Origin of the sequence: Stenotrophomonas sp. GD03654 (assembly GCF_029845105.1) — a bacterium.
GTDB lineage: Bacteria > Pseudomonadota > Gammaproteobacteria > Xanthomonadales > Xanthomonadaceae > Stenotrophomonas > Stenotrophomonas africana.
Map to the genome: position 1 here is coordinate 44,486 of NZ_JAOCLC010000023.1, position 21,173 is coordinate 65,658.

Below are 21,173 nucleotides of genomic sequence, written 5' to 3' on the forward strand. Positions count from 1 at the left end.
CCCCGGATTGTGACACCCGGGAACCTGTCGCTGGTGCCAGCGCCGGACGTGCGATCAGTGTGGCGGCAGAACTGCCGGCTTGCCGATGTCCTTGATCAGGAACACCACGAACTTCGCCGGCTCGGTAGCGCTGGCGTTGCGACCTACAGTGTGCAGATCGGCCGGGCCTTCATGGAAGGCCTCGCCCGGGCCAAGGGTGACTTCCTTGCCGCCGGCCACACCCATCACGATCCGTCCTTCCAGGACATAGACAAAGCCATGGGCATCGTGGCGGTGGACAGGATCGGCGCCACCCGGCGGGTACTCCACGGTAAGGATCAGCGCTTCCTTGCCGGGCTGCTCCGGAAGGGCGCGGGTCATCACCTCGCGCACCAGGGGTTCGGGCGCCGCAGAGGGTGGGGTGGCGGCAGCGCTGCACAGTGGCAGCAGCGCAGACAGGGCCAGAACAGAAAGACGCATGGCAGGTCTCCAAAGCGGTAGGGGAGAGCCGCTGCATGGGGGCAGCGGCGGAAGGGTCAGGCCAGGCCGGCCTTGTCCGGGCCGAAGGCCGCGTCCAGGGTGCCGGGCGTGGTACGGAAGGCGACATTGGCGCGGTTCCATGCGTTGATCGCCATCACCGCGTGGGTGAGGTCGACAACTTCCTGATCGGACAGCTGGCCGCGCACGCGCGCGTACAGCTCGTCGGGCACGCCCTGTGCCGGCAGCTGGGTCAGTACTTCGGTCCAGGCCAGGCAGGCGCGCTCGCGCGTGCTGAACAGCATCGATTCACGCCATGCCGCCAGGTGATGCAGGCGCAGCGGACGCTCGCCGCGCAGGGTGGCTTCCTTCACGTGCATGTCCAGGCAGAAGCCACAGCCGTTGAGCTGCGATGCACGGATGTTGACCAGATCAATGATGGCCGCTTCGATCGAGGCGGTGTGGGCGGCATGCGAGTACAGGCCGAGCTTCTTGAACAGTTCGGGGGATTGCGCGGCGTAATCCAGGCGTGCGGTCATGGTGTGTTCCTGTAGCGGGTGAAGGGCACAGCGAGGCTAGGCCTGCACCCGCAATGCCGGTAGGCGGGGGCCGGGCCGCACGCTGTTGCATGAAAAACACCAATGTCCTGTCACAGCGGCCGATGCTCGGCCGTCTGCCGGGCATGGACACCTCATCGCACCTGCGCACCGCATCGCGCCCTGCCAGCGAACAGGTCTGGCAGGCTTTCCTCGCCGCATTGCGCGAACTGCCGCCCGATGCACGTGCGATCCTGCTGTTGCACGACGTGCTGGGCGCCGGATTCGAGGACATCGAGCCCCTGCTGGGGCTCGACCCTTCCACGTGCAGGCAACGGTTGGCGCTGGCGCGGAGCCACCTGCACGCACAACGTGCCCGCCTGGAGCCAGGCAGCCCATGAACGCCGCAAAGCCCCGCCCGGCCGGCGACGGTCACGATGCGTTCAATGCGTCCTTCTCCACCAGCTACGCCGGCGTGCTGGCCTTCATCGCAGTGGCGTCCGAGGGCAGCTTCGCGCGCGCGGCCGACCGCCTCGGCATCGGCCGTTCGGCCGTCAGCCGCAGCGTGCAGAAGCTGGAAAGCCAGTTGGGCGTACGGTTGTTCCTGCGCACCACGCGCTCGACCACGCTCACCCGCGAAGGCGAGCTGTTCCTGGAGGGCTGCAACCCGGGCGTGACCTGCATCCTGCAGGCGCTGGAGGAAATGCGCGACCTGCGCGAGGGCCCGCCGCGCGGACACCTGCGCATCAGTGCCGGCCACGGCTTCGGCCGGCGGGTGGTTGCTCCCCTGCTGGCAGCCTTCCGTGCCGAGTACCCGCAGGTATCAGTGGAGCTGCTGCTGGACGAGCAGGCCCCCGACCTGGCCGGTGACCGCATCGACGTGGCGTTTCGCGACGGCCTGCTGGAAGACAGCCAGGTGATCGCCAAGCAGCTGGTGCCGATGCAGCTGGTCGTATGTGCATCACCGGCGTACGTGCAGACGCACGGCCTACCGGTGTCGGTGGATGCGCTGTGCACGCATGCCTGCATCGGACGGCGCCTGCCGGGCGGACGCATGCAGCCCTGGGATTTCCGTGTCGACGGTGCCGAAGTGCACCTGCAGCCGCCGGCCGCACTGGTGTTCAATGATGCCGACCTGGCCCTGCAGGCCGTCATCGACGGGCTGGGCATCGCCCAGCTGCCCAGCTATCAGGTGCGTGAAGCGCTTTGGGCGGGAAGGGTGGTGACCTGCCTGGATCGGCATGCGCCGCTCGATCGCGGTCACTACCTGTGCTATCTCAGCCGCCGCCAGCTGCCCAAGCGCGTGCGTGCCTTCATCGACTTCAGCACGCAGCGGGTGCGCGCGCTCGAACTGGATGTGATCTCGCACTGGGAAGCACGCCAGCAGGCCAACCCTCTGAAGCCAGGCAAACAGCCCACCTGGGCCTGAGCGTATTGATGCGTGCCGGGCAACAGTGCGCGGCCCGTCACGGACCTACTGCCTCGCGCCCGCGCTACCTACGATTCCTGCGCCGGACCACATCCGGTAGCCCCTCTACATTCCAGGAGACACGCAATGAAGTTCCTCGTCATCGGTGGTACCGGCCGCATCGGCAGCAAGGTGGTGGAGCGCCTGCGCGTAGCCGGGCATGAGATCGTGGTGGCAGCGCCCTCCACCGGGGTGGATGTGCTGACCGGTGAAGGTCTGGACGCCGCCATGGACGGCGTCGACGTGGTGGTGGACCTGGCCAACTGGCCCTCGTTCGAAGATGCGGCAGTGCTTTCGTTCTTCGTGACCGCCGGCCACAACATACTTTCGGCCGCCACCCGTGCCGGCGTGCGCCACCATGTCGCGCTTTCTGTTGTGGGTACCGACAAGCTTGCCGCCAGTGGCTATTTCCGCGGCAAGATCGCCCAGGAGCGGCTCATTCGCGATTCCGGCCTGCCGTACACCATCATCCATTCCACGCAGTTCTTCGAGTTCCTGCCGGGCATCATCCAGTCCGCCGGCGACGGGAAGACCCTGCGGCTGCCGGCCGCCGACGTGCAGCCGATTGCCGCCGAGGATGTTGCCGAAGCGGTGGCACGCATCGCGCAGCAGGCGCCAGCCAATGGCGTGCTGGAGATCGCCGGACCGCAGCGCAGCGCGATGGCGGATCTGGCCAGGCGCTATCTGCAACTGACAGGTGATTCCCGGCAGGTGGTGGCAGACGCCGATGCACTGTACTTCGGGGCGCCGCTGCAGATCGACACGCTGGTACCGGCCGGCCACGCGTGGCTGGGACAGGTCGGCTTCGAAGCCTGGCTGCAGCAGTCCGGCCTGTTGCAGCGGCAGCCTGCCTGAGCGGCGAATCGATCGCCTGCCGCAGCTGCGCTTGATGGAGCCGCGCAATGACCGAGCTGAAGCCGCCTTCGCCCGCCATGCTGGACCGCTACCAGGGTGACGACGTGAAGCCGCTGTACACCGGCCGCGTGCGGGTGAGCGGTGGCCAGGCCCAGCACGGGCGGGCGTCCGGCGTCGTGCGGTCGGACGACGGTGCACTGGCGGTGGACCTGCGTCTGCCGCCGGAACTCGGCGGGCCTGGCGGCGGCACCAATCCCGAGCAGCTACTGGCCGCGAGCTACGCCGGCTGCTTCCACGGTGCCATGGTGCTGGTGGCCGCGCGTGCCGGCCTGCTGCTGCACAACCCCAGCATCGAAGTGGCGGTCACCTTCGCCCGTGATCCGGCAGATGGGCTGTATCTGCTGTCGGCCGAGATCGTGGTACATCTTCCCGGCATGGATGAGAACCTGGCCTGCGAATTGGTTCGCAACACCGAACGCGTCTGCCCATACGCCAAGATGTTCCATCGTGGCGTCAGCCATGTGGTGCATGTTCGGGTCGGCCCGCAGGCTCCACCTCTGTAGAACCGAGCCATGCTCGACTCCGGGAAGGTCCTGGCCCTGACGTCTACACGGCTAGGCCGTATTCCGCTACAACCCAGCTCGGCTACGATGGTGGCGCCGGCAACCTGGCCGGTGGGGCAGGGGATGCAATGGACATGCAGGCAGGGGGCGGATTCGATCCGCCGGCAAAGATCGATTCGCAGGAACTGACATTCCACTGGCTCTACCAGCGGGTGCAGGGACTGGTTGAGCACAGCATCTACCCCAAGGCGGGCAGGGTGGAGACGTGGGCGTTTCGCATCGGCGTGGGTGCGGCGATCATCGGCATTCTCATTGGTCAGCTTCCGGATCGATGGCTGCCTGTTGGCGCGGTGCTCCAGGTGGTTGTTGCCTGTCTGGCGATCGAAGTCGGAGGGTTCATTGTCGGTGGCGTCCTGGCCGCCCGCAGGGGCATTCGCCAGTTCAGCCAGCCTCGGCTCTCGCACGCCCGGGAGATGGATGAAGACTTCGCTCACTGGCAATCGGTGGTGACCGAGCTTCGCGGATTCCCGCGCGTCCAGCGCGAGCGGCGACTCAAGTTCGTCAGCACCTTGCGTACAAACATGATTGAGCGCATGGGCATGATGTATGGCGGGCTGCAGCGGCTGGGACCATTCCCGCTGTTGATTGCCCTCTACCTGCAGTTCCGCGGATGGAAATGGGGCGACTGGACGGGCGCTTTCGATGTTGGCCTGCTGGGTGCACTACTGATCTTCGCCATGGTGCTGCTGTACCTGCTGGGCTGGATGCTGATCGGCCATCACACCAGGCTCGATACCTACGTTGCCTTGTTGGAGGGCTCCATCCACGAGCCCGAGCCCTCCCAGCCAACGCGTTTGTAGCGTCGGGCCGTCATGTTCTTCATGCTAAGCGACAAACAGGACTGTGAGTCATCCAGTGAGGCATACGCATGGCTCAAGAGTGCCGCGCTGTGGCTGGATGCAGCCGATTTCTTCGGGCTTGCTGCATCATGTTCGTACATTTCGCCGACTTCACAGATCTGTACCCAGCAGATGGGCATAGTGGCCCTTGGGTAGTGTGAGCGCGTCCATCCAGCCACGGGATTTTCCCGAACGCCAGGAGGTCACTGTGCCAAGTTGTGATGAAGGAATGAAGTTGACGCGCCGCCAGGTGATCGCCGGCGGCGTCACGACCGTGGCAATGTCCGCCGCACCGGGGGCGTCATCGCTCGCCGCCGAACTGGCGACGCCCCCACCGCCCAGGCCGCCGGTCATCAGCACGGTGGCCTTGACCGTCAACGGCAAGCGGCGGGAGCTTGAACTCGACACCCGGACCACGCTGCTCGATGCCCTGCGCGAACATCTGAAACTGACCGGGACCAAGAAGGGCTGCGACCACGGTCAATGCGGTGCCTGTACCGTGCTGGTCAACGGTGAGCGCATCAATGCCTGCCTCAGCCTGGCGGTGCAGCACCAGGGCGATGCCATCACCACCATCGAAGGCCTCGGAACCCCCGATGACCTGCATCCGATGCAGGCCGCCTTCATCAAGCATGACGGCTACCAGTGCGGGTACTGCACGCCGGGGCAGATATGTTCGGCGGTGGCGGTACTGGACGAGATCAAGCGGGGTGTCCCCAGCCATGCACAGGCGGACGTCAGCGCACGGCCCCGGGCCACCAACATGGAAATGCGCGAACGCATGAGCGGCAACCTCTGCCGCTGCGGCGCCTATTCCAACATCGCCGAGGCGATGGAAGAGGTCGCTGGCCTAACCTCTGCAGGGGGGCGCTCATGAGGGCCTTCAGTTACGAACGCGCGAAATCCCCGGCCGAGGCCGCCAAGGCCGTCGCCGGTACCGAGGGCGCGAAGTTCCTGGCCGGAGGGACCAACCTGCTCGACCTGATGAAGCTGGAGGTCGAGACGCCAGCGCACCTCGTCGATGTGCAGGACATCGGCCTGGACAGGATCGAACCCACCGACGAGGGCGGCCTGCGCATCGGCACGCTGGTCACCAATACCGCGCTGGCCTCGCATGAGCGCGTGCGCCGCGACTACGCGGTGCTGACCCGCGCGATCGTGGCAGGCGCCTCCGGGCAGTTGCGCAACAAAGCCACCACCGGCGGCAACCTGCTGCAGCGCACGCGCTGCCCGTATTTCTACGACCCCAATCTGCCCTGCAACAAGCGCCTGCCCGGATCCGGCTGCGGCGCGCTCGAGGGGTTCTCCCGGCAGATGGGCGTGATCGGCACCTCGGACAGCTGCATCGCGACCTATCCGGGCGACATGGCGGTGGCCCTGCGGGTGCTGGATGCCTCGATCCAGACCGTCAGCGGTGACGGCAGTACGCGCAGCATCCCAATTGCCGATTTCCATCGTTCCCCCGGCGACAGGCCGCAGCAGGACAACGTGCTGCAGCGCGGTGAGCTGATCACCCACGTCACGCTGCCGGAGCCCCTGGGCGGTCGGCACGTGTACCACAAGGTACGTGACCGCGCGTCCTATGCGTTCGCACTGGTGTCGGTCGCCGCGGTCGTGCAGCGAGACGGCTCGGCGCGGTTCGCCTTCGGTGGAGTTGCGCCGAAGCCGTGGCGCGTCGAGGCAGCCGAACCGCTGCTGCGCGACGGCGTAAAGGCCGCGGCCCGGCAGGTGTTCGCCGGTGCCCGTCCGACGCGGGAGAATGCGTTCAAGATCGCTCTCGCCGAGCGCACCCTCGCAGCCGTGCTGGTGGAAGGAGAGCGCTGATGCCCCTTGAATTCAACGCCCCCGCCGGCGACAACCTGTTCGACAAGGCCAAGGTCGTCGGCAAGTCGACCCCGCGCATCGACGGACCACGCAAGACCACCGGCACCGCCCCCTATGCCTACGAGCGCCATGACGTGGCGCCGAACCAGGCCTACGGCTACATCGTCGGTGCCGGGATCGGCAAGGGGCGCATCATTTCGATGGATGCCTCCCGCGCGCGTGCCGCGCCCGGCGTACTGGCGGTCATCACCGCACCGGAAACCAAGCCGGTCGGCAAATCGAACTGGAACAATGCGCCGCTGTTCGGCGGACCCGACGTGGCCCACTACCACCAGGCCATCGCCTGCGTGGTGGCAGAGACCTTCGAGCAGGCCCGCGCCGCCGCGGCGCTGATCCGCACCCGCTACGAGCGCGGCAAGGGCCGCTTCGATTTCCCGGCCCTGGCACCGTCCGCACCGCTGGCAAAGGGGCGCGACGGCAAGCCCGACCGGCAGGCGTTGGGCGATTTCGACACCGCCTACGCGAGCGCCGCGGTCAAGCTCGACGAGATCTATCACACCTCCGACGAAAGTCATTCGATGATGGAGCCGCACGCCACCATCGCCGCCTGGGAGGGTGACACGCTCACGCTGTGGACGGCGAACCAGATGATCGACTGGGCCAGGCAGGGCATGGCGGCGATCCTCGGCATCGATCCTGCCAAGGTGCGCGTGGACTCGCCCTATATCGGCGGCGGCTTCGGCGGCAAGCTGTTCATCCGTGCCGACGCGGTGCTCGCCGCGTTGGCGGCCAAGCAGGTCGGGCGACCGGTGAAGATCGCGCTGCAACGCCCGTTGATGCCCAACAACACCACGCACCGGCACGCCACCCTCCAGCGCGTGCGGATCGGCTGCGGAAAGGATGGCCGGATCTCCGCCATCGCCCATGAGAACTGGTCGGGCAACATCAACGGCGAGGATGGCGAAAACGGCACCCTGCAGACGCCCAAGCTCTATGCAGGCGCCAACCGCCTGGTTGCCAACTACATCGCCACGCTCGACATGCCTGAAGGCAATGCGATGCGCGCACCGGGCGAAGCACCAGGCCACATGGCGTTGGAAGTGGCGATGGACGAAATGGCCGAGAAGCTGGGCCTCGACCCGATCGCGTTCCGCATCCTCAACGAGCCCGAGGTCGTGCCCGGCGATCCGTCCAAGAAGTTCTCCGACCGCAACCTGGTGCGCTGCCTGCGCGAAGGCGCGGAGCGCTTCAACTGGAACAAGCGCAACGCCAGGCCGGCGCAAGTCAGGGAAGGGCACTGGCTGGTCGGCATGGGCGTGTCCGCGGGCTATCGCGGCGCACCGACGATGAAGTCGGCGGCGCGGGTCCGGCTTGATGGCGAGGGCGGGGTGATTGTCGAGACCGACATGACCGACATCGGTACCGGCTCCTACACGATCATCGCGCAGACGGCAGCCGAGACCATGGGCGTGCCGCTGGACCGGGTCCAGGTCACCCTCGGCGATTCCCGTCATCCCGCCTCCGCCGGTTCCGGCGGCCAGTGGGGCGCGGCAAGCTCCACCGCGGGCGTGTACGCGGCGTGCGTCAGCCTGCGCCGCAAGGTAGGCGAGAAAGTCGGCTTCGACGGCGACACCGCAGACTTCGCCAATGGCCGCATCCAGGCGGGTGGTCGGACCATCAAGCTGGCGGAAGCGGGCACACTGTCGGCGGAGGACGGCATTGCCTTCGGCGACTTCAAACAAGGCTACGACGTCGGCACCTATGCAGGGCATTTCTGCGAGGTCGCCGTGCATGCCTACACTGGAGAGACGCGCATTCGCCGCATGCTTGCGGTATGCGATGGCGGCCGGATCCTCAATCCGCTGTCTGCACGCAGCCAGGTCATCGGCGGGATGGTGATGGGGGCGGGCGCGACCCTGATGGAGGAGCTGGTGGTCGACAAACGGCTTGGCTTGTTCATCAACCATGACCTGGCCGGCTACGAGGTTCCCGTGCACGCCGACATTCCGTACCAGGAAGTGGTCTTCCTCGACACGCTGGATCCGGTGATCTCGCCGATGAAGGCCAAGGGCGTGGGTGAACTGGGCATCTGCGGGGTTGGCGCCGCGATCGCCAATGCGATCTACAACGCAACCGGCGTGCGCGTGCGCAACTATCCCATCACCCTGGACAAGCTGTTGCCCGGCTTGCCCGATGTAGGTTGACGGTGCGCATGGACCGACCCGTAGCCTCGCCCACTCTGGAGGTCTCCGCCGCAGGCGGAGGGGAGCCCGGCGATCTTGCCGAGGACCTGTCCGCAGCGCCGGGTTTCCTCGCCGAAGGCAGCCCGCGCGGCGTACTCGAGACGGCCTTGACGCGCGTGCGTGCGGGCGAGCGCGCCGTGCTCGCGCTGGTGCTGGAAACCGATGGCTCCACTTACGCTGGTGCCGGCGACATGGTGCTGTTCTGCAACGGCAGCCAGGTCGGCTGGCTGAGCGGCGGATGCCTGGAGCCCGAGCTCGCGCGACGCGCGGAGCAGGTGAGCGCGGCAGGCCGGGTCGACTGGATCGAGATCGACACCCGCAGTGACGACGACCTGTTGAGTGGGTCTGCGCTCGGCTGCCGCGGCCGGCTTCGGATTGCCCTTCTGCCGTTGCGTGCCATGTCCGGCATCGACGCCGTGATCGAGGCTTGGTTGCGCGAGGGCGTGTCACTCCAGCGCGACCTTCGCACGTCGGGGCAGGTCGTTTTCCGCGCCGGGCATCGCGAGCAGGCATGGCAGCTGCATCCGATGGACGGGGCGCAGTCTTTTGGCGAGGGCGCATGGCATTTGCCGTTGCTCCGGCTTCCGCGGGCCCTGGTGTTGGGGGGAGGTCCCGAAACGCCCTCCCTGGTTCCGTTGCTGCGGGGCCTGGGGTGGCGGGTCAGCGTGGCCGAACGGCGAGCGCGCTGGGCCTCAGCCGGGCAGTGCGCGGATGTGCATCTTCAGACCAACCCTGCAGAGGCCCTTCATGGCGACCCGTGCGACGCGGCACTGGTGATGCATCACGATTTCGAACTGGACCGGGAGGCGCTGGTGGCCCTGGCTGATACCAAAGTTGCGTTCATTGGACTGCTGGGTCCGCGGCGAAGGCGCGAGGACCTGTTCAAGCTGCTGACACCGGGTCAGCGCCACTGCCTGTCCCCGAGACTTCGATCACCGGTCGGCCTGAACATCGGCGGCCGAGGGCCCGAGGCGATTTCGCTCAGCATCGCCGCGCAGCTGCAGCAATGGCGAAGCGCGCACGGCAGGTGACTGACGCGCATGCGGTCGTCGTGCTGGCTGCCGGCGGGAGCACCCGACTTGGCCAGCCCAAGCAGCTTCTGACCCGGCAGGGCGAGACCCTGGTACATCGCGTGGTGCGGTTGGCACGCGAGCTCGCGCCAGCGCAGGTCCTGGTCGTGGTGGGCGCGAACGCACAGGCCGTGACATCCAGCATTGCCGGGCTGGATGCCACTCCGGTAACCAACCACCACTGGGAACGCGGCCTGGCGAGCAGCCTGCAGGTTGCCGGCGCGCACCTGCTGCCCACGGTGACCGCGGTGATGGTCGTGGCATGCGACCAGCCCGCAATCGAGCGCTCACATCTGCAGGCGCTGCTTACCGGTGCCCGCGCCTCGGCGTCAGGGTGCGCGGGCACCCGTCATGGAGACGCGCTTGGCATTCCTGCAGTAGTGCCGCGTGCATGGTTCAACTCTGCGGGTGCAACCGGAGACCGCGGCTTCGGCGCGCGCCTGCGGCAACTTCCTGTCGATACGGTGCATGTCCTGCAGGCACCGGAACTGGGCCTGGATATCGATACGCCAGAAGACCTCGCGCGTGCGCGCGATGCGGGCTGGATCGATGCCGGGAGGTGACTCGCATGATCACTGGGCCAATGCCTGTCACGCAGGTGACGGACGGCAGGGCTGGTGCCCGAACCCTCGCTGCCCGCAGCCCTGCAGAGTCGAGCCACGCTCGACTACGGCACGCCACATCGCGCTCCATCAGGCACATCACTAGCAAGAATCTGCAGCACCCGATCCAACAGAACAGGCTCCGGCACGTCAGCCAGCACCTGCTCCAGGTAATCCAACGGCTCCAACTGCCATTGGAGGAGCGCGCGCAACCGCACAACGGCGGGCGCCCGCTGGTGGGCGTCCAGTGAAACCTGCAGGAGAAGATAGTGCGAGCGCCTCTCCAGCCACAGTACCGGAACGCCCCTGCAGTAGATCTGCAAAGTGGCGTCTTGACGCTGTTCGACGAACTCAAAGCCCTGCCGTGGCCGCGCTTCCACAAACTGCCTTACCTGTCGGCGGAGCAGTGAAAACCGATCGTCGGGGATGCTCTGGAACGCGAGCTGCTCAGGCACCGGCGGCACCGGCCAATGAATCTGCGCCGCAAGCACCGCTGCGAGGCAAAGCACCGTGGCCGCCCAGCGGCACCACGCCACTCAGCCCTCCGGATGCAGCCGCGTACTGGCGTGTGCAGTGAGGCCTAGTCCGGCCATGATCAGACCCTCCATCACCCGCGGGCCAACGTATTGCTCCAACTCGCCGTTCTCGCGGGCGCGCTCCGCGGCCAGCAGAATCTCCAGTACCACGCGAAGCCCGGCCAAGGAGCAGTCGGTGTCCGCCAGGGCGATGCGTCGACCGGGCATCTGATGGCGTTCCGGCCACGGCTGACCATCGGAGGCGGCGCCGGCGCCGATGCTGTGCAGCAGGGCGATGAGGCTGTTCGGGTCCAGGTCGGGGCCGTTTGCGGGCACATCGTGGATCGAGTGCGGGGCAGGGGAGTGGGGCTTGGTCATGGCAGGGCTCCTTGCGTGCATGCAGAAGCCGCCACCGATAAAGGTGGCGGACGGTGCGTGGTTCGAAACCCGGTCTACGCTAAACCGGCAGGCACAAGGCCTCCACGCACCGCCCGCCATAGTCGGCCGACGGATTGCCAGCCGGCACCACCTGAGGGGTGATGCCGGCTGGCAAGCGTTTACTTCAGCGTAGAACCGGGGTTTCGAATCCCGGCCACCCGTTTCCGGTGGCACGCAAAGGAATACGCCCGGCTGTGCGCGATGCCAATGCAGTAAGGCCGATGCCGTCACCACTTTCAACATTTTCAGAATCGTTGCATACGACGCAACGAAGCTGGAGCCTTGCGCTGCAGCGCTATCGGCGATGTTGGTGGTGCAAGCCTAGCGAGTGTCGGCATCCGCCCGGCGAGGCCGCGAGCGAGGCGAATGCGACAGGATTGCCAAGGGCCGCCAGGTGTCAGTAACCCTTCAACGCAACCTTGGCCCGCTCCAGCCATGTGGCATTGTGGCTCCGTGCGTGGCGCGACCAATGCTGGGCATCGTCGATGATGCTGGCGAACAGGCTGCGGGCCTGCTCGCGATCGTCGGGTTGCGGCTGCGCCATCAGCCATTCGGCGTAGAGGCAGCGAGCGGCCGCATCGTTTCCGCACTCCACCGCGCGCTCGAATGCGACGCGGGCTCCGGGGGCTTGCCCGGTTGCCAATGCCTGCGCGTACAGCAAGGTCTGTTCCGGTTTGCGGCGCACGTCCGGGTGGCGTGCGAACAGGCCGTCCAGCGTCTCCACCGCAAGCGCAGGCTGCCCGGAATCGAGGCGGGCACGGGCAAGACCGGTCAGGATGTAGGGATCGTCGCCCAGCGGCGAGCTGGCCGCCTGTTCGAGCAGGGTCCTGGCTTCCTCGGCCTGGCTGGCATCCAGCAGCGTCATGCCCAGGCGAACGCGGTTCTGCACGGTGGGTGTTCGCGACAGCTCCGCGCGGGCGTTGCGCAGGTCCTGGCCAGGATCCATCAACTGCTTGGCGGAGCGGATGGCCTTGCGGGCGCCGCGCGAGTTGCGGGCTTCAGGGAAGTAGATCGCCAGGAAGTAGACGACGCTGCCGAGTAGCGGGAACGAGAACAGCAGGATGAGCCAGTAGAGGCTCTGGCCCGAGCGGATGGCGTGCACCGCGAAGTAGATGGCCGCCAGTACGTGGAGTCCGATTCCGATATAGGGCATGTGTGCCGCCTCGTCCTTGTGAGGGGTGGAACTATAGTTGGGGAGGGGTGGGGCGCCAATGGGCGGGGTGACCGGGCGTGACGCGTCACGTTAATGGGGGTGGATCCTGCAGGACTGAGCGCTGCATGCCACTATGTGGCGGGGCTGCATCGATGGAAGGGGATACATGGAACGTACGCAGAAGACGCTAACGATGGCTGATGTTGCTGGATGGGGTTCGGCGCTCGTCACGTTCGGATTGATTCAAGGGGCCTTCTATCTGAAGGCGTATTGGGGGCACTTCGGCCTGGATCCCTTTCAGTTTGTTGCGGTGAGTGAGCTTGCGCTGGCAGGGCTTGCTGGGATCGGCATGGTGTTATTTCTCATGCTGCTGGCCTCGCTGTTTGGCGGCTGGGTGGAGATGAAGGTCACGAGCGGCAGCTCCAAAAGCAAGCTGTTCGCATGGCTGTTTCCAGTGCTTTTCTTCACTGCCCTGGGGCTGCTGCTTTGGTGGTCGAACACGTGGCCTCTTCTGATAGGGGTACTTCTGACGGTCATCTGTGCGTTGATCGTGCATCTTTCGCCGGTGGTGCCCACCGCAGTGAAAGATTCCCCTTGGCTGATCTACGCCTTGGTGATGCTGGTCTACGTCTCGATAGCGTCAAGCATGCTTGGCTCCCAGCGTGCCGAGAAGATTTCCTCTGGCGGCGGCAAGCACGTGACGGCTGTGACTGTTGATGGAAAGGTCCAGGGCGACCTAAGCCTGATTGGTCGTCTTGGTGACAGCTATGCACTGTGGGACCCGGCGCGGAAAGCTACAGTGCTTGTGCCTGTTGGCGATGTTGGGAGGTTGGAGATTCTGCGAAAGGGTGTGATTCCTGTTCCGGCAGCCCAATAGGGCTGGATCTTGGCAAGCGCCAAGCTGAGAGTGGCAGTGCACTTCAGTACGGGGATAGCGATAAGGGATGTTTATCGAGGGTAGGTGGTCGTGTGCGCTTGGCTGAAAGCAGACGCCGCCTTGGAGGGATCTGTTGCGCCCGTGGTAATGTGCACTCTTGGCCGAAGGCGGACAGATCGGGTGAGATCAGCCGGACGCTGCGTGTAATCCAAGGCGGAGTGAGATGTTGCGACCAGGGTGGATGTCGCAGGTGATGACTCGATAATTCGAAGTCAGTAGCTTCGGAGCGCGAACGTATACAGCCGTCGATAGAGTTCGCTTGCCACGCACGTCAGTGAGTCCGGGCAATTCAGCTCTGGCAGCACTCTATTCAGTTGATCGTTTGTCGAGAACCTTGAGTTCGGAGACGCAGACTTGCGCCGCCCACTGCGCAAGGTGACCATTGTTTCCCGCGTCGACCTTTCCCGTGATCGCCACCTTTTGCCCTCTGAAATTACTATCGGGAGCAGTTCCCGTGAGCCAAACACCAAGCTTTTTGTCGTGATTGCATCCAGGTGCTGAATATAGCCCACTCTCTTCAAATCCAGAGCAGTAGAATCCAGTCGTCCTCACATAGCCGTCGTGGAATTTCTCTGGCGCCGCCACCAGCTCCTCGATGGATACTTCTTTACTCGGTGATTTTCTCGAATCGCACGCCTCGGCGGTAAGGTTCGCATCATAACCGCTTGGCGGGGCGGCCCGACAACCAAACAAACCCGCGAGCGAGACGCAGAGTAAGAATGACCAGGCTACCAGATTCTTTGTTCCCATTTAAAATTCTCCTGAAGAGTTCAACAACCTGTCATCGGTGTCTTCTTGCAATCGATAACCCTATTGACGTCCCCATAGTTCTCTCGAGTGGGAACTTCGAGTTCCTCTCCCACCTTCTTTTCAAACGAATTGGCACGATTCTCTTCGCGAGAGACCCCATTTGCTTCCAGCTGACGCAGATCCTGCGTCAGCCTTATGCTTCCTGTCCGATCATGCTGTGCGGCATGTGATATTTCGTGGCTACTATTGACTGGTGAAGGTTGCAATACACCCTTCTCTTTTGTAAGTAGCGCAATATTAGGATTCAGGTAAACTGTCCTATTGTTCTGGTTATAGGACGGAAGCCCGGTTCCAGAGATAACTATAGTGTACAGATGGGGAGATTCTTCAAGTCGCCTTAGTTCATCGCGCGCCAGGGGCGACATTGCCACTGCTGCCATATGCATCCTTCCAGCGTGCTGGTTTACTCCATTTATGTAGGCGTAGCTTACAATTCTGCCGTCCGGGTCAACGAACTTGTAGGGGTTATTGTTCGCGTACCTGTACCTATTGAACTGTGATGCTGGATTGTCGTACGCAGTGACTGGGTCAACACTGAGAAAAATTCCTAGTGCAGGTTCATAGTAGCGCTGCTGCATGTAGTTGAGCCCTGTCTGCGCATCAGACACTTGACCGGTGAAGCCCGGCTGATCATCGCTACCTGCGACGAGCACGGATCCATATGGATCATAGAATGATTCAGCCATCAGATTTCCAGATGCGTCCGACTCTGCCACGGGGGTTCCCAAAGCATCGGTGTGCACGTACGTGACTATCGTCTGTGCGTACACATTTGGGCTGAGCGCCCCGCAGATCAGCATCAGCGAGATCAAGTGAAGGGCGGCTACGCTGGCTCGATTCATTTGCACTACCCTCCAGTTGCAGAAACGGCAGGGGTCCAAGCCGAGCATCCTATGGGTTTGCATGCTCTCACTTGGAACGTAGCACCTGCAGGAACGCCCGTGTAGTCGATCTGCACCGATGTAGCAGATCCCGTATAAGTTCCCCTTCCTGTGACTTCGTACCAGGCAGCCCCGGCCACTGCGTTCCAGCTGACGAAGTAGCGCACCTGCCACGGCGGGAATGCATTGGTAACCACGAAGCGCGCGGTAAGTCCGGTTGGTGTTACGGGCGGAACATTCACTGCCACGGCAACTGAGCCACTGTAGCCGCTGCATCCCCCTTGATTGCATGCGGCGACCCGGTATGCATAGGTACCATCGCCGCGACCAGAAATGACCGCAGAGGTACTCCCGCCGCTATAGACCGCCGTCCACCCTCCACCATTCGCGCTTTCTTCAACTACATAGCTGCTGGCACGATCAACCGCGTTCCAGCTGATCGTGTAACTGCCGGTGCCGGAGCTACCCGGGCCGGATAGCGCCGGCTCTGACGGTGGTCGCATCACTACCACGTTCAACGCCGGTCCCTGCGGCCCGCAGCCCCCGTCGTTGCAGGCGGCAACGCTGTAGCTGAGGCTTCCATTTGCGCGCCCAGTCAGGGTCGCGCTGGTGCTGCCGCTATTGAGGACGGCATTCCACGCGCCGCCGGATACGCTTTCGAAGAGCCGGTATGTCGTCGCAAGGGAAACCGGCGACCAGCTCAAAGCGACACTTCCATCATTGGACAGCGTCGTGCCGGACAGACTAGAGCTGCCTGTCGGAGCACGAACAACCCGCACAGTCGCAGGGCCAGTACTCGGCCCGCACCCGCTGCTGTTGCAAGCGGACACACGGTAGGCGTAGCTTCCGTCTGGCTTCTGTGAGAACTCCTTCGCCGTCGCTGCGCCTGTTGCTGCCACGATCCAGGCGGAGCCACCGCTACTTTCTTCCAAGTGGTAGGCGCTCGAGCCGGATACTGGAGACCAGGAGACGGTGTAGGAACCGTTCGCAGACAGTGCGGGAGCACTTAATCCAGCGGGTGATTCTGGGACGCGCAGCACCTGCACCGACGCCGTTGCACCGTACTCACCGCAGCCGGCGGCATTGCAGGCACGTGCGCGGTAGGCAAATGTGCCATTGGGCTTGCCGACAAAAGAGCGAGAGAGGATGGCGTCATTCTGGATCTCGGCCCATCCACTTCCTGTTGTGGACTCCTCCAGCCTATAGGTCTGGGCGCCGGCTACTGCTGGCCACGAGACGCTGTAGTTGCCATCTATTGAGAGCCCTGGCGCGTTTACGGAGGGCCCGGCTGAAGGGAGCGACTGGACTGAAGTGATAGCAGTGGCACTCCAGCCACCGCAGGCCGTAGCGCGACAGCCTCGCACGCGGTAGCCGTAAGACCCGCCAGCCCTGCCGGTCACTTCTCTCGTCCGGTCAGGCCCGGAATAGATGTTGGACCACGCGCCGGCGCCCGCTTGCTCTTGCAGATCGTACCGGCTCGTTTGGGCCACCTCTGACCAGGAGACCGTGTAGTTGCCGCTGGAGCTCTGCGCAGGCGCGCTGATCACCGGGCTCGCGGGTGCCGTCGATGTCGTGGCCTTCGCGACCAGACTTCCGTTTAGGTAGACGTACTCCACGCTGCTGGCGGTGCGATCATTGTCTTGTCGACGAAGCACCCCGTCATTTCCGTAAAAGGATGCGATAGTGCCAGAGTCGGCCGAGGACAGGACTCGCCGTCCGCTACTGTCGTATCGATAGCTTTCCTTACCCACTGCTGTGCGAAGTCGGTTGCCGTAGTCGAATTGAAATCCTTGACCGTTCTTGACAGAAACATTTCCCTGGACGTCGAAGGCGAGCCCGACAACCGTCGAGCCGCTGCTGTTGATGATGTTGGTCAGTCGATTGTTGACGTCATACCAGTAGGAAAGATCCTTAAGGCCTTCAAGTCTGACCGTTCGGATGTTGTCCAAGGCGTCGTAGCTATAGGTTAGCTGCCCGTTGCCACCGAAGGCGGTTGAATGGGTGGACAGCAGGCGATCTTGTGAGTCATAGGTCATCGAGCGAGTGCGCGCTGCGTTCAGTCCATCGGTGATCTGCGCTACGTTGCCTGTCGCGTCGTAGCCATAGGTGTTGCTGAGAACCCCTGCGTCGGAAACACTGGCTGGAAGCTGTCTTCCGTTCTGTTGCATTGTGTGCACTATCCCGTTGCCATACACAAACCGACTCATGCCACCATTAGGGAAGTACGTGACGCTGGATACGAAGGTGCCCGCGCGAGTTGGCTGGCCCAGCGCGTTGGGAGCGTAGTCAACACTAAGCCCGCTTGGATAATGAACACCAGACAAGGAGGCGTGCGCGTCGTAGACGTACCCAGCGGACCGGATAGGCATCCCCGTCTGTTCGATCGATTCTCCGGTAACTAGGCGACGCTTGTTGTAGCTGTAGGTATTCACCACCTGGCTACTACCAGCATCATTGCGCGTGGTGACCTGGGCAACTTTGCCGTCGGCGGTGTAGCTCCAGATCTGATCACCATTGCCGTCCGGGAACGACAAGGCGAGCAGGCGGTTTCGCGCATCGTAGGATCTGGAAACGCGTCGCGGAGCAACCGACGCCGAGTTGCCGTCTGGTTCGCAGCCGGTGCTACTCGGGAGGCCGGACGCAGACCAAGCGACGTTCCCGGCGCCGTCGTAGCCAGCGAGCGTAGCACCTGTCTCAGGCTCCACTGTCCGGCACAACTCTTGGGCCGCGTTGTAGGAATAGGCTCGCGTAACCCCCAGGCTGCCATCTGCGCTGCTGCGGCGAATGCTCAACGGCTTTCCGAAGGCGTCGCGATCAATGACCGTCAGCACTCCTTCCGGCTGAAGGATCCGCGTAGGACTGTCGAAGGAGGGCTGATCCAGCATGCGATACCAAGTGCGGGTCTCGGCACCCCGAGGGTTGCGAGTAAGAGTGAACACGCCTGACGCATCTCGGAGATAGCTGAGCCACGTGGTAAGGTCACCCAACTCGGAGTTCTGAGTAACAGAGGTGGTGCGACCTAGTGCGTCATAGACGGTCCAAGTGCCACGATCACTATTGGCTGTTGCTGCAGGATAGGAGGAGAACACAGTCCGGCCTTCGTTGTCGTACTCCTTGCCCGTGAATCTGATGGTGCCTGGGTCAGCGGCGTCGTACTCAGAGACAATCAACGGACGCCACAGTGCGTCGTAGTACGCGATGGAAACTCGGTTTCCAGTAGTGGTCATTTTTCGCCAATGGCCAGCCGCAACGCCGTACTCGTCGCCCATAACCTGAACAAAGTTCTGGTTCATCGGGCTCCATGCGGTGCTATCTCCGCTAGGGTAATCAACGCCCGCCACCCGTCCCATCGCGTCATAGCGATATCCGGTTGAGAACCCGTTCTGATCGGTGACTTGGCTAATCCAGCCGTGATCATCCACGACAGCGCTTTGCGTTGTGCCACCAGGGAAGCTGATCAGCTGTGGAACACCGCGCTTCCAAGAACTCAGCGCGATAGTGTTCCCATTTCCATCGCGCACATATGCGATGGTGCCGTCGGCGTTGTATCCAAGCGATTGGGTCAACTTCCCGAACGCCAAGAACTGCGTGGGTCGAGAGGTGACGGGATCGAACGTCGTCTGATCGGCCAGGACGCCATTGATCGCACGAGTAGCAACTTGACCCAGAATCCATGAGCTTTCGTTGTCATGGTAGCTCAGGGTTTCCAAGGTAGTGGCGGCCCGGGCTTCTGGAAGGCAGGCCGTTGCGATCAGAGCAGCTGCGAGCAGCGTCTTGTTCGGATATGCGCTACTACGAGGCGATTTGCGTGCCATACGCTTCCCTAGATTGTGCGGCGCAGCGCAGGAGCGCTGCCATTCGACTGCCTGTCGTACCCACCTTCACGGCGAGCTGGATCGCGTGACCTTCAGCGGTCTCGCATAAGCGTCAAACTGGTCCACGCGATAGAGGAATGTATTTCCATCCTGCGTGATCGTGCGTGACTCCAGCGGCTTGGGTAGCTCTTCTTCCTTCGAGCATGACCAACAGGGATTGTTGCCAATCCGGGCGTAGCTGCCGTCCGAGCTACGCCGGTACTGGATGTCGATCCGCCGCAGCACGCCCTCCGTATTGCCGCGTTCTTCGCTCAGCAGCTGGCCCTCGAGATCGCCGTACTTTTGACTGAAGGTGAAGCGATCCCAGCTGCCGTCCTCGCGGGTTACGGTGAGTGCGCGGGTCTCAGGGCACGGCGTAGTTGAACAGTAGATATGCTGTCCAGTGTCCAGACTCGCAGCAAGCGGCGTGTACTGATAATTCCAGGTCATGGTCGCGAGCCCCGGCCCTGAGATGACCTTGCGATTCAGTGCCAGCACGGTCAGGAGGTGGGACTCCACCGGATAGAAGATCTGCGTGAAGGGCCGGCAGGTGTTCGGTGCATTGGTTCTGCCATGAAGTCGATAGCTCATCTCAAATGTGCCCCTGGCTCCTGAAGGATGAGTCATGACCACCGTTGCGGATGAGCTTGGGCCTGGTGTGAAGGGCACAAAGTCAGCACAGTTCCTCCAGCCGCCAATGGGGCTATCGAACGCAGCTCCGGCATCAAATGACCAACTTGAACCATCTGGAAGAACCACACGGGTGAGCTTGCGATCGACAGTGCTGCCGGCGTACTCATAGTTCCAAGTGCGACCGTTGGCGACGACACTCTCTACCCCGTCAGCACCTGTGTTCACCGTAATGGAGCGGCCGTCGCTGGCGCTCATCACGACCTGACTTGGGGAGTAGGTGAATGTAATGAAATTCCCGTTCCTGTCTTCGATACGGGTCGGCAACGCGCGGAACTCACGTAGCCCCATCGTGCTCGTATAATTGAAGAAGCCATTACCGTAGTTCGCGGTCATGGTCCCGCGGGGGATAGCTACAATGCGGTCAAACCAGTACCTGTCCCCATTGGGAGCATGCGCCATGAAGGCCTCCCCGCTCTCGCCGTTACTGGTGCTCGGGAGACAGGAAAATACCCAGCGATCGGCGGTAGTCCAGTGATAGGCACGACCGTCGGTTGGTTGCTTGGCACCCGCAGCCATGATGATCATGGGCTTGCTGTCGCTCCCGGGAAGACTCAGGGAGAGCCCGCCCCAGAAGAAGTGAGGGTCGAAGGAGAAGCCTACGTCTCCTTGCCCGCTACTCACATACTCGGATGGAGCGCTGGCCTGCTGTGGTGAATTCAGTGGGATCGAACAACGGCGCAGTGGCTCGCCAGGCACCATGGACACCCAGCCACTCTTCCCAAACATGCCCGAGATGTAAGGGAGGTCAAAATCCCAATCCCTCATCGATTTGAGGGTGTCCCGGCGCCCGCCCATTTTCAATGTGCGCGAGAACTTCATTGGCAACGCGTTGTTTCCAGGTAGATCAACGTCGACTTGGGTGAACTGGATGCCGCCCGTATAGAGGCTGACCTTGTCACCGAACAAGTCATTACCTAACGCCGTGAGTTCGCTCAGGCCCTTGAGCTTTTCTTCGTAGAAGACGCCCGCCTGCGATGAGGTCAGTGGCGCGCCAGTCTGTGCTTGAGCGGCGACAGTGAGTGTCAGCAAAAGTACATTGAGGACAATGCTGGTGACTTTCGAATGCAATGACACGTACGTCTCCATGTAGCGCTGGCCAAGCGGCCAGACATGATCCGGTGACTACTACGTCCGCAACGAGACAACTTCAGGACTTATCGGATAGCAATGAGGCATCGCATGGACAAACGCTGCCAAGAGAGCATCATTTACTACGCTTTACGCACGAGCTGCCGACGCTGCGATAGCTGCGCTTGAGAATGACAGTTACGTCCCCTTGCAATGCGGCGGACACTATCTCAAGAAATGACGGCGCGCAACTGGCTTCAGTTTGCTCCTGCAGCCAGGATCCAGGATATGCAATGAGTGACAGCCTG

At 63.2% G+C, this 21,173-nt stretch carries 20 protein-coding genes; 11 read left to right on the forward strand and 9 right to left on the reverse strand.

Going from position 1 to position 21,173, the window contains the following annotated elements; genetic code table 11:
- Positions 1 to 54: 54 nt before the first annotated feature.
- Complete coding sequence (locus N5J73_RS10690) at positions 55 to 459, reverse strand: cupin domain-containing protein (RefSeq protein WP_049447955.1); 405 nt, start codon at positions 457 to 459, stop codon at positions 55 to 57.
- Between the two features lie 56 nt (positions 460 to 515).
- On the reverse strand, positions 516 to 995 hold the full coding sequence (locus tag N5J73_RS10695) for a carboxymuconolactone decarboxylase family protein (RefSeq protein WP_049447956.1): 480 nt from the start codon (positions 993 to 995) through the stop codon (positions 516 to 518).
- A gap of 89 nt (positions 996 to 1,084) precedes the next feature.
- On the opposite strand from N5J73_RS10695, the gene N5J73_RS10700 reads away from it, so the two are divergent.
- From N5J73_RS10700 to N5J73_RS10745, 10 genes are all read left to right on the forward strand, one after another.
- Positions 1,085 to 1,393, forward strand: a complete 309-nt coding sequence (locus tag N5J73_RS10700; protein WP_049447957.1) for a sigma factor-like helix-turn-helix DNA-binding protein — start codon at positions 1,085 to 1,087, stop codon at positions 1,391 to 1,393.
- Positions 1,390 to 2,421 carry a LysR family transcriptional regulator gene (locus tag N5J73_RS10705; protein ID WP_049447958.1) on the forward strand — a complete coding sequence of 344 codons (1,032 nt, stop codon included), beginning with the start codon at positions 1,390 to 1,392 and terminating at the stop codon, positions 2,419 to 2,421. The genes N5J73_RS10700 and N5J73_RS10705 overlap by 4 nt, the downstream gene beginning before the upstream one ends.
- A 126-nt stretch (positions 2,422 to 2,547) precedes the next feature.
- Entirely contained in the window at positions 2,548 to 3,315 is a 768-nt protein-coding gene (locus N5J73_RS10710; protein WP_164078460.1) for an SDR family oxidoreductase, read from the forward strand.
- 47 nt (positions 3,316 to 3,362) lie between these two features.
- Positions 3,363 to 3,878, forward strand: coding sequence for an Ohr family peroxiredoxin (locus N5J73_RS10715; RefSeq protein WP_049447960.1), 516 nt, complete (start codon positions 3,363 to 3,365; stop codon positions 3,876 to 3,878).
- A 128-nt stretch (positions 3,879 to 4,006) separates the two neighbouring features.
- A complete protein-coding gene (locus N5J73_RS10720; RefSeq protein ID WP_049447961.1) occupies positions 4,007 to 4,738 on the forward strand; it encodes a hypothetical protein in 732 nt (243 codons plus the stop codon).
- Between the two features lie 268 nt (positions 4,739 to 5,006).
- Complete coding sequence (gene paoA / locus N5J73_RS10725) at positions 5,007 to 5,654, forward strand: aldehyde dehydrogenase iron-sulfur subunit PaoA (RefSeq protein WP_049447962.1); 648 nt, start codon at positions 5,007 to 5,009, stop codon at positions 5,652 to 5,654.
- On the forward strand, positions 5,651 to 6,601 hold the full coding sequence (locus N5J73_RS10730; RefSeq protein WP_049447963.1) for a xanthine dehydrogenase family protein subunit M: 951 nt from the start codon (positions 5,651 to 5,653) through the stop codon (positions 6,599 to 6,601). The genes paoA and N5J73_RS10730 overlap by 4 nt, the downstream gene beginning before the upstream one ends.
- Positions 6,601 to 8,805: an aldehyde oxidoreductase molybdenum-binding subunit PaoC gene (gene paoC / locus N5J73_RS10735; RefSeq protein WP_049447964.1), complete on the forward strand. Its 2,205-nt coding sequence runs from the start codon at positions 6,601 to 6,603 to the stop codon at positions 8,803 to 8,805. The genes N5J73_RS10730 and paoC overlap by 1 nt, the downstream gene beginning before the upstream one ends.
- Before the next feature lie 8 nt (positions 8,806 to 8,813).
- A complete protein-coding gene (locus tag N5J73_RS10740) occupies positions 8,814 to 9,875 on the forward strand; it encodes an XdhC/CoxI family protein (protein ID WP_049447965.1) in 1,062 nt (353 codons plus the stop codon).
- On the forward strand, positions 9,851 to 10,477 hold the full coding sequence (locus tag N5J73_RS10745; RefSeq protein WP_049447966.1) for a nucleotidyltransferase family protein: 627 nt from the start codon (positions 9,851 to 9,853) through the stop codon (positions 10,475 to 10,477). The genes N5J73_RS10740 and N5J73_RS10745 overlap by 25 nt, the downstream gene beginning before the upstream one ends.
- A 104-nt stretch (positions 10,478 to 10,581) precedes the next feature.
- On the opposite strand, the gene N5J73_RS10750 is transcribed toward N5J73_RS10745, so the two are convergent.
- The 3 genes from N5J73_RS10750 to N5J73_RS10760 all read right to left on the reverse strand — a co-directional run bounded on the left by N5J73_RS10750 (position 10,582) and on the right by N5J73_RS10760 (position 12,622).
- The gene (locus tag N5J73_RS10750) at positions 10,582 to 11,052 is read right to left on the reverse strand and encodes a hypothetical protein (RefSeq protein ID WP_049447967.1); all 471 of its coding nucleotides are present in this window, start codon (positions 11,050 to 11,052) and stop codon (positions 10,582 to 10,584) included.
- Positions 11,053 to 11,409, reverse strand: coding sequence for a hypothetical protein (locus N5J73_RS10755; RefSeq protein WP_049447968.1), 357 nt, complete (start codon positions 11,407 to 11,409; stop codon positions 11,053 to 11,055).
- A 457-nt stretch (positions 11,410 to 11,866) separates the two neighbouring features.
- Positions 11,867 to 12,622 (reverse strand): tetratricopeptide repeat protein, encoded by a 756-nt coding sequence (locus tag N5J73_RS10760; protein ID WP_049447969.1) that lies wholly within the window; start codon positions 12,620 to 12,622, stop codon positions 11,867 to 11,869.
- Positions 12,623 to 12,788: 166 nt separating this feature from the next.
- Here N5J73_RS10760 and N5J73_RS10765 point away from each other — a divergent pair, with 166 nt between their 5' ends.
- Positions 12,789 to 13,499 carry a hypothetical protein gene (locus N5J73_RS10765; protein WP_049447970.1) on the forward strand — a complete coding sequence of 237 codons (711 nt, stop codon included), beginning with the start codon at positions 12,789 to 12,791 and terminating at the stop codon, positions 13,497 to 13,499.
- A 366-nt stretch (positions 13,500 to 13,865) separates the two neighbouring features.
- On the opposite strand, the gene N5J73_RS10770 is transcribed toward N5J73_RS10765, so the two are convergent.
- From N5J73_RS10770 to N5J73_RS10785, 4 genes are all read right to left on the reverse strand, one after another.
- Entirely contained in the window at positions 13,866 to 14,309 is a 444-nt protein-coding gene (locus N5J73_RS10770) for a hypothetical protein (RefSeq protein ID WP_152906707.1), read from the reverse strand.
- Positions 14,310 to 14,329: 20 nt separating this feature from the next.
- On the reverse strand, positions 14,330 to 15,211 hold the full coding sequence (locus N5J73_RS10775; RefSeq protein ID WP_239508829.1) for an RHS repeat-associated core domain-containing protein: 882 nt from the start codon (positions 15,209 to 15,211) through the stop codon (positions 14,330 to 14,332).
- 5 nt (positions 15,212 to 15,216) lie between these two features.
- Positions 15,217 to 19,065, reverse strand: coding sequence for a wall-associated protein (locus N5J73_RS10780; protein ID WP_164078459.1), 3,849 nt, complete (start codon positions 19,063 to 19,065; stop codon positions 15,217 to 15,219).
- A 66-nt stretch (positions 19,066 to 19,131) separates the two neighbouring features.
- Complete coding sequence (locus tag N5J73_RS10785) at positions 19,132 to 20,871, reverse strand: hypothetical protein (protein ID WP_135968505.1); 1,740 nt, start codon at positions 20,869 to 20,871, stop codon at positions 19,132 to 19,134.
- Positions 20,872 to 21,173 lie beyond the last annotated feature (302 nt).